Genomic DNA, 9,572 nt, shown 5'->3' with positions numbered 1-9,572 from the left:
TATTTTGGTTACTTATAAATTGGTAAAAAACAATACCGTAGTAGTAGACCAACTGGATAAGCCATTAGTTTATACGTTAATTGATTCTCCTGGTTATAATAGATATACCAAATATTATCCAGACAAAGGGATTAAAGGTACCTTTCATGATTTAACAAATAGTGTTTATGTAGAGTCAAGAATAAAAAAACTATTAACCCTGGCCGGGGAACCCCAAAAAATACATTTCAGGGCAGTGATTAACAGTAGTACACACCGCGGCAAACCAAGAGAATTTTATGAGGGTATGAGTTCCATGTTGAGTATACCCTTTGATGTTGAATTAGTGAAAATTGGATAATACCCCAGGATGCTTATTAAAATAAATATTTTCCTATTATTGTTTATTGCCTCGCAATACCTGCAGGCACAAACACCGCCTGTACTTCAATATAAAACATTAGAAGATGATAATTTAGAAACTAATAATATTGAAAAAGGTGATTATTATAGAGATGTTAATAATGTATTAGATAGATTTACAGGCACCTGGCAGTACCAGCAGGATAACACCATCTTTACCTTGAAAATACGTAAAGTGAACCAATTTTTGTTTCAAGCACCTAATGCTGATTTTTATATTTATCAGGATATATTATTAGTTAATTATAAACTGATAAAGAATAATACTGTATTAGTAGACGAACTGGATAAGCCTTTGATTTACAAATTAATTGATTCCAATAATTATAACTGCTACTTTAGATTTATACCTAATGAAGGCATATATGGTACCTTTATAGATTTAACAAATAGAGTATATGTAGAGTCAAGAATAAAAAAACTATTAACCCTGGCCGGGGAACCACAAAAAATACATTTTTTGGCGGTGGTTAACAGTAATACACACCGCGGTAAACCAAAAGAGTTTTATGAGGGTATGAGTTCTATATTGAGTATTCCTGGCAATGTTGAATTAGTGAAAATTGAATAATACCCAGGATACTATGAGTAAGGTTGATTTATCCTATAATTATTCACACATAAAGCTTACCCCTAAATCCTCTTGCAGCATAATACGATTCAGCACCGTTATGATATATAAAAACAGTGTTATAACGCCTGTCAGCAAAAATTGCGCCACCCAGTTTTCTTATAGCTTCCGGTGTTTTTATCCAGCTTGATGTTTTAGTATCAAATTCCCCAAGCTTTTGCAGTTCGCGGTATTCATCTTCGTTCAGCAGTTCAATTCCCATAGCCTGTGCCGTTTCCACAGCACTGCTTTTAGGCTTGTTTTCCTTTCGCGCATCCAGTGCTTCCCTGTCAAAACAATAGCTTCTCCTGCCTTTAGGGCTTTGCTCACTGCAGTCAAAAAAAATAAATTCACCTTTATCATTAACACCAATCACATCAGGCTCTCCCCCCGTTTCCTCCATTTCCTCTAACGACCATAATTTTTCAGGGTTTGACTCAAGCCTTGCCAAAACCTCATCCCATTTAATTGTTTCATGGCGGTGCATGTTCTCCTCAAAGCGGCCTCGCAAAATCGTAAGCAACTCTTCTGTTTGTTGGGGCGATAAATTCTTTTTAGCAGTCTTCATTATTTTTCGCTTTTAAAACAGCTAATATATTAACTTTTATAATTTTAAAACATGGTAATACTATTATGTATCCTCTTTAAAAGAAAATCCACTGTCACTTTAATAAAAGCAAGCCCCGCTAATGCGGGGCTTTATAAACTAATATTATCATTTTTGGATTAGTCCTTTTTAAGAACCAGCTTCTCTGTATAATTCTTATCCTGATAATTAACCTTCACATAGTAAATACCATCGGAAAGCCCATCAAGCATCAAAGTTGTTTTAGCAGTATTAGGCTTATGGGTGCTTACAATTCGCCCAATGTTATCAAAAATCATAATGTTATCAGGAATAGTATTTCCTGCATCTACTGTAAACTGCCCTTTAGTTGGATTTGGATACATAGAAATCTGTTTACCATTAATGTAGTCATCCACACCTAATGTTGTGCCTGCAATAAATCTATTTCTTGGCATATCATCTGGCTCGCAATTAGCATTGGCATGCAAATAAAACCTTACCGTGCCTGATGTATTGCCGGATACCCATGTTAGTGGGGTTGTTCCACTTGCCAGCACAACTGTTCCGTCTGCATTTGTAACTGTAATGTAATCTGTAGTAATAGAACTTGTAAACACATATTGTTTATTGGCAGCTATATTAACATTCGAATATTGCCCTGCCATAGCCTGATAGGCAACAGGTTCGGAAGATCCGTCATTTTGGAGTGTAACAGTATCTTCAGGATATAATCCGAATATTGCACCGTTACAATTAAGCGATGGCAGCGTTGTAAAACTTCCTCCGGTTGCCCAGTCACTTTTTGAAGAACCACAAACAGAACGTACCCAATAGTAGTAAGTGGTACCAGCAGCCAGTGGAGAGTAGCTAACAAGGATAGAACTCATGGGTGATGCGGTTGGATTAGCATTGTATTCCGGCCATGTATTGTTAGTGCTTATATACACATCATAATTAGATGGTGTGGTAGTGGAAGCAGGCTCTGTCCAAGCTATCCTGCAAGAGTTTGATGTAATGTTTGAAACAGATAAAGCAGTAGGCATTCCGCACCCCGTTACCTGGGCGTCGGTACATTTAATGTAACGTGCCCTTGGAGTAGCCCCATCACCGCAATTTGTATTGCTGTGGAGATAATACCTAATAAGTGTTGCCGAACTACCTGACTGCCATGTAACCGGTGTTTGGCCGTATGCGTACAATACTGTTCCTGTTGCGTTGGTAATAGTGATATAATCTGTAGCTACAGAACTACTAAACGTATATTGCTTATTTGCTGATATATTCACGTTAGTATATTCGCCTGCATATGCATTATTAACAATCTGTTCGTTACTACCGGTACATGCCGGTGTAAAGGTAGCCTCAGGATATACACCGTAGGTAGCACCGTTGCAGCCCAATAAAGGGGCAGTGGTAAAACTACCGCCATATACCCATGCACTTTTTGAACTTGATGAGCAATAGGTGCGAACCCAATAATAATAAACAGTTGAGGCATTAAGTCCTGGTAATAACTGGCGGTTGGTGGTATTAGTTGCAACAATAGGACTTGGATTAGGGCCCGGGGCGGTATTTGTAGGCGAAACATAAATATCATAAGCTGCCTGGCTATTAGCAGACATAACCCATTGGACTCTAACTGAATTCGATGTTATGTTGGATACTGAAAGACCGGACGGGGGAGGACAGCTTACAGCAGCGTCTACACATTTAATATAGCGTGCCCTTGAAGTTTCCTGATCACCGCAATTTGCATTGCTGTGAAGATAATACCTTATAAGCCCTGATGTAGTACCTGACTGCCAGTTAACAGGGGTTTGCCCGCTTGCGTAAACTATTGTTCCTGTTGCGTTGGTTACAGTAATATAATCTGTAGCTACTGAACTGCTAAATGTATATTCTTTATTTCCAACTACATTCACATTAGAATATTCCCCTGCATATGCGTTATTAACAATTTGCTCGTTACTGCCGGTGCATGCCGGTGTAAAGGTAGCGTCAGGATACAAACCGTTGGCCGCGCCATTACATGTTAGTGCAGCTGTAGTTGTAAAGCTTCCACCTGATACCCAGGCACTTTTTGTTGCGCCGCAGTTTGAACGTATCCAGTAATAATATGTTGTAGAAGGGGCAAGTACACTTAACACACCTACACCGGCAGTAGTACTGGTTAATACATTTGTAGTATTGGCAGTTGGCGGGGTATTAGTTGTTACAATGTAAAGCTCATAGGAAGAAGGTGCACTGGCTGGTGCATTCCAGTTCAACCTGCTTGAATTAGATGTGATATTTGAAACTGATAAGGCAGTAGGCACACCACAGCCAGATACCGGAGCATCTACACATTTAATAGAACGTGTCCTTGATGATTGCTGATCACCGCAATTTGCATTGCTGTGAAGGTAATACCTTATAAGCCCTGATGTGGCATCTGAAGACCAGTTTAAAGGTGTTTGCCCGTGTGCATAAACTACTGTTCCTGTTGCATTGGTAACAGTGATATAATCTGTAGTTATAGAGCTTGTAAATGTATATTGTTTATTGGACAATATATTTACATTAGCATATTCGCCTGCATATGCGTCAGTGGCAATTTGTTCGTTACCGCCCGTGCATGCCGGTGTAAAAGTAGCCGCAGGGTATAACCCGTTGCTGGCGCCGTTACATGTCAGTGCAGCTATAGTTGTAAAGCTGCCACCTGATACCCAGGCACTTTTTGTTGTACCGCAGTTTGAACGTATCCAGTAATAATATGTTGTAGAAGCAGAAAGACCGCTTAATACGCCAACCCCGGCAGTAGTACTTGTTAATACATTAGTAGTATTGGCAGTTGGCGGGGTATTAGTTGTTACAATATAAAGCTCATAGGAAGAAGGTGCACTGGCTGGTGCATTCCAGTTCAACCTGCTTGAGTTAGACGTGATATTTGAAACTGATAAGGCAGTAGGCATACCACAGCCAGATGCGGCCGGTGTAGTAAAACTTCCCCCCGGTACCCATTGTTGTGGCTGGCAATCTGAAGCTACCCACCAGTAATAGGTTGTGTTTGGTGTTAAGCCATCAATCCATGCAGCAGTACCTTGTGTATATCCATCATTTCCGCCAACAGTATTAACTGTATTATAAGCATATAAATAGCCTGAAGGGGCAGGTATAGCTGCGTCCCATTGTATATTAACACTGGTTGATGTTAGTTCAAATTGATTTATACTCAGGTTTGTTGGAGGGTTACAGGTATTTGACGGTGCAGGTTCTGTTGTAAAACTTCCTCCCGAAACCCATGTTAATGGTTGGCAGTCCGATGCTACCCACCAATAGTAAGTAGTGCTTGGCTGTAACTGGTCAATCCCTGCACCGTTTTGGGATGTAGAACTCTCTATAGCTCCTGCTCCCGTAACATTGTTTACAGTATTATAACGGTATATATAACCTGCCGCTGGTGCCGGGTTAGCCGGTGTCCAGGCAAGATAGGCTGTGTTATCCCCATACTGGGCAACATAAGGCTGCGTTGGCGGGTTGCATACAGGCCCATCAGTTTTGTTCATCCTTACAAGGCCGCCTTCAAGCGTACCTGCCCAAATAACATTAGAATCAATTACATGGATAGAAGTAATGCTGTTATGCGGCAATGCAGAATTAGAAGTAGTATAAGTAGTACAATTTGTAAAGTTTTGTATGCCTCCCTCATAGTTACCACAACTGTCAAGCCCAAGCCATACTTTATTAGTTTCGTCCACGCCTGCAGCTTTTATACTGCAGCTGGCAAGGCATGAAATATCTGCATAATAAACATCGGTAAACTGGTTATTTACAATTTTACCAAGGCCGTCGCCCGTACTTACGTAAATGGCTCCCGGAGTTACTTTAAGTATTTCAGCTACACCATCAGTAATAACGGTAAATGTGTTCCCGTTAAATTTGCGAAGCAAATTACCGCTTGTAATCCAAACATTGTTACCAGCATCAACCGCTACCGATGTTACATCGTTAGATCCTATCTGGGAATTGGAGGTGTTATAAGTTGTCCAGGTTGTACCATTAAATTTAGTCAGGCCAGATGCCGATGCCATCCACAGGTTTCCCTGGCTATCAGTTGCAATGCCTGTGGGCATATTGGTTGGAATGCCAGAATTTGACATTGTATAGTTTGAGAAGGCTCCGGTAGTACCATTACGGTACACAAGCCCCTGCTGATAAGTTCCAGCCCAAACATTGGCACCTGATACTGCAATCCTGTTCAGGTAATTGGTAGCGATGGTTGAATTGTTTACTGTATAATTAGTAAAGTTATTGCCTATCATCGCGGAGAGCCCATTATTGGTGGCAATCCATAGTGTTCCTGTTGAAGACTGCTTAAAGTCTTGCACACTATTTGACGCAATGCCCGAATTGTTAGTATTAAAGGTAGTAAACGTGTATGTTTGCCCAAATACAGTAACCGAGAGCAGCACAAAAAATAAAAAGTAAAGTTTTTTCATGTGGGGTATTAAATAATTGGTTATTGAATAATGCTAAAGTTTTAGGCTTATAGCAATATCTTTTTTCAGATAGACAGCAAATCTATATTATTTTGATAAATATTTTATGCATTAAGCACATTATTATTAAGTAAAGTTCTACACACTAAAACATCACAATAATACTTTAAAAGTAAATGCGATTTTCAGGCAATGAACGAATGTTGAAGTATTGTTTACTAACGTTTGGCTTTTCATGAAAACCGTTTTGCTAAAGACTGTCAAGCATTACTAAAAACTCATCTTTTTTACGCACGGAAAGCGGGATAACCTGCTTGTTCTTCATTACAATCCTGTTGCCGCCTTCAGCTTTTATAAAGTGGTCAACATACGCCATGTTGATAAGGTGTGATTTATGTGTCCTGAAAAAATTATGCGGGACTAACATGGTTTCATATTCCTTGAGGTGGGTAGAAACAATTAATTTAGGCGCATTAATAAAATTGAAAGTAGTATAATTTTTATCTGATTCACAGCTTACAATATCCTGTACATTAACCGAATAAATCCTGTCGGCCGTTTTAAGAACCAGTTTTTGAAGGTTTTTAGACCTTTCAAGATTGGCAAAAAGGTTATTAAGCTTCATATCAAAAACCTGCCTGTCCATTGATTCTTCAGCTTTTTTAACCGCATCGGCCAGTTCTTCAGGATTTAGCGGCTTTAAAAGGTAATCTATTGCAGAAAAGCGAAATGCCCTTATGGCAAAGTCCTCATGCCCTGTAATAAAAATAACCTTAAAGTTAAAGGGCTTTAGCTTCTGCAAAAGGTCAAAGCCCGTACCGTCGGGCATCTCAACATCAAGAAAAACAAGGTCAGGTTTTTCCCGGTTAATTAACTTTACAGCTGCTGCAACACTATCAGCCTGCCCAATTACAGAAACAGTGGGGCATGTAGCTTTAATCAGCGCAATATACTCTTTGCGGATAGGATCTATATCATCAATTACAACAGCTCTTAACATAGGTATTAATTTTCATAAAGATATGGAATCTCAAAAACAACTTTTGCGCCTATAACATTTTTATCGGCATCAGTAATGTTATCTGCATGCACCATAGATTCGGGGTTTTTGGAGTAATTTATCAGTCTTTCGCGGGTAATATTCATAGCCATTGATTTGTGCCCGTCCTCTTTTTTTAAAGTCCCGAATCCCACACCATTATCACAAATTTCAAAAAACAGCCGCTGCTCTTTCAGGTAAAACCTAATGTTAATCACTCCGGCACCGGCACTGCCGGAAAGTCCATGTTTTATAGCATTTTCAATAAATGGCTGTGTAAGCATCGGTGGAATAAAAACTGATTCCTGGTCAATTTCCTCATCTACCTCCAGTTGGTAATTAAATGGATGGCTGAATAAAAGCTGCTGTATGGCCAGGTAGTTTTTTATAATACCTATTTCTTCCTCAAGGGATATATAATTTTCGTTTGATGTTTCAAGAATCTGCCGTGTAAGGCTGGAAAACCTGTTAAGGTAATTTACGGCTTCCTCCTCCCTTTTGTTGTGGATAAGGCTCCTTATATTTTGCAGGGAGTTAAAAATAAAATGCGGGTTCATTTGCGAGCGTAAAAGCTTCTGCTCTGTAAGCAGTTGCTTATTGCGCATTTTTACACGCCTTATTTTAACCAGGGCCAGTATAATACAGAGTGCTATAAGCAGGCAGGCAAAACCAACAATCCACCACATAGTCCGCCTGTGCGATGTCATCAGTTCCGCATCTTTAACTTTTACAGTACGTTTTAAACTGTTTTCCCTCAGCTTAGCCGAGTTAAGGCTGTCCTTAAATTCATATTTATATTTTACCTGCGCTATGCCGTCAATATTTTCCTTTTTATAAATACTGTCATGAAGCTTATTCAGGCTTGCGCTGTTTTCATAGGCAAGCTTATATTCCTGGTTTTCATAATATATTTCAGAACGCAGTTTTGAAATATCCCTTTGGTATTCAATCAGCCCTGCCTTATCGGATAATACCGAACTTTCAGAAGCATAATAAAGTGCTTTCTTATAGTCCTTCTTTATTTTATAGATAAAACCCATTTTTAAATAAATGAAAGCCAGCTCCTCTTTTGAATCCATTTTTTTAAAAATCTTTGCTGCGTCCTCAAGATTACTTAGTGCTGCATCATATTCTTTATTTAAATAGTGCAGGCTGCCAATATTTAGCAGGCAGCTTCCTATATTACTAACAGAATTTATCTCCCGGGCAAGGGCCAATGCCTTTTGGTAGCATTGCATGGACTCTGCACTCATTTCATGGTTCATGTAAATAATACCAATATTGACTAAACTTAGTACAATTTCATTTTTATACTTCAGCTTTTCAAATATTTCAAGTGCTTTTTTATAGTATTCCAAGGCATCTTTATCCTTATCCATATCTTCATACAGCATGCCCATATTATTATATGCTGCGGCTATACCCGGCGGGTCGGCCATCTGCTGTTTTATTTCCAAACCCCTGCTGTAATATTCCAGTGCCAGTGGAAACAAGGCCTGTTTTCTGTATATATTTGCTAAGCTGATAAGGTTGTTTGCAATACCCCTTTTATTACCTGATTTTTCATCAATCTGTAACGCTTTTTTGTAAGTTTCAATACCTTTGGCATAATCGGCCTGCCTGGCATATATAACCCCTAAACCCAATAAAGATGCCGACATTCGCCTTTGGTCACCAGTTTCCTCGCAAAGTGCTATTGCTTTTTTATAATAGCTTTCTGCCTTAGCCAAATCACCCAAATAAAAATAAGACCTGCCAAAATTGAATAGGCAATTAGCCATACCAAACTTATCATATAGGTCCTCATATATAGCCAGTGCGTTTTGAAAGTTAATCAGTGCCTGCTTGTATTCTGCCTTTTTAATAAGCGTATTGCCTGTAAAAAGCATGCTGTATGCCTTTCCCTTTTTATAATTAAGCTTGTCTGAAATCTCACCTGATTCTTTAAGAAGCATAATTGCCCTGTCAACATCTGTGGCAAATATTTCAGTTGCAATTTTATTCAGCAGGTTTACCCTTACTGTGTCTTTTTTTGTATAAGTTTTAAGTGCATTCTGGAGGCTGTCTAATGATTTGCTCTGCCCAAATGCTGTGCCTGAAAAAATACTAAAAGCAATTAGTATAATTAATTTGTAAGTCTTAAACATGTAAAGGAATTTCACTCCCAAAAATAGGAATTAACTTTTAACCTGCGTTATTAACTTTACATTATAAAAAACTCCACGCATAATTTTGCGTGGAGCTTAAATCAACTAAAAACTATCATTATTTTTTAATAGAGTGTAAATATAATTTGTTTGCATAGCTCCAGCTTTAGTAAATGAATAATGTAAGGCGTTTAATGAACTAACGTTGTATTTCAGGCATAAAACGTTTGGCTCTGCCTGCAAAATAGTAAACAAGAAAAGTGTGGATGAATATTACCGATGTTTATAATGTATAAAAAAACTTCCGGAAATTCAATTGAATTTCCGG

General features: G+C 38.7%; 6 protein-coding genes. 2 read left to right on the top strand and 4 right to left on the bottom strand.

Features of this window, described 5'->3' with window-relative positions:
- The coding region (locus GSF09_RS13710; RefSeq protein WP_159802464.1) for a hypothetical protein at positions 1-340 on the top strand (340 nt) is incomplete at its 5' end.
- Positions 341-349: 9 nt separating this feature from the next.
- Entirely contained in the window at positions 350-973 is a 624-nt protein-coding gene (locus tag GSF09_RS13705) for a DUF6705 family protein (RefSeq protein ID WP_159802462.1), read from the top strand.
- A gap of 43 nt (positions 974-1,016) precedes the next feature.
- On the opposite strand, the gene GSF09_RS13700 is transcribed toward GSF09_RS13705, so the two are convergent.
- The 4 genes from GSF09_RS13700 to GSF09_RS13685 form a co-directional block, all read right to left on the bottom strand.
- Positions 1,017-1,580, bottom strand: a complete 564-nt coding sequence (locus GSF09_RS13700) for a DUF4256 domain-containing protein (RefSeq protein WP_159802460.1) — start codon at positions 1,578-1,580, stop codon at positions 1,017-1,019.
- A 158-nt stretch (positions 1,581-1,738) separates the two neighbouring features.
- Complete coding sequence (locus GSF09_RS13695) at positions 1,739-6,058, bottom strand: fibronectin type III domain-containing protein (protein WP_159802458.1); 4,320 nt, start codon at positions 6,056-6,058, stop codon at positions 1,739-1,741.
- 250 nt (positions 6,059-6,308) lie between these two features.
- On the bottom strand, positions 6,309-7,058 hold the full coding sequence (locus GSF09_RS13690; protein WP_159802456.1) for a LytTR family DNA-binding domain-containing protein: 750 nt from the start codon (positions 7,056-7,058) through the stop codon (positions 6,309-6,311).
- Positions 7,059-7,063: 5 nt separating this feature from the next.
- Entirely contained in the window at positions 7,064-9,244 is a 2,181-nt protein-coding gene (locus GSF09_RS13685; protein ID WP_159802454.1) for a tetratricopeptide repeat protein, read from the bottom strand.
- Between the last annotated feature and the right edge of the window lie 328 nt (positions 9,245-9,572).

The organism is Flavobacterium sp. MK4S-17 (assembly GCF_009848495.1).
Taxonomy (GTDB): Bacteria; Bacteroidota; Bacteroidia; order Flavobacteriales; family Flavobacteriaceae; genus Flavobacterium.
Note: the sequence above shows the minus strand (reverse complement) of the source record. Positions and strands in the feature narration are given on the sequence as shown.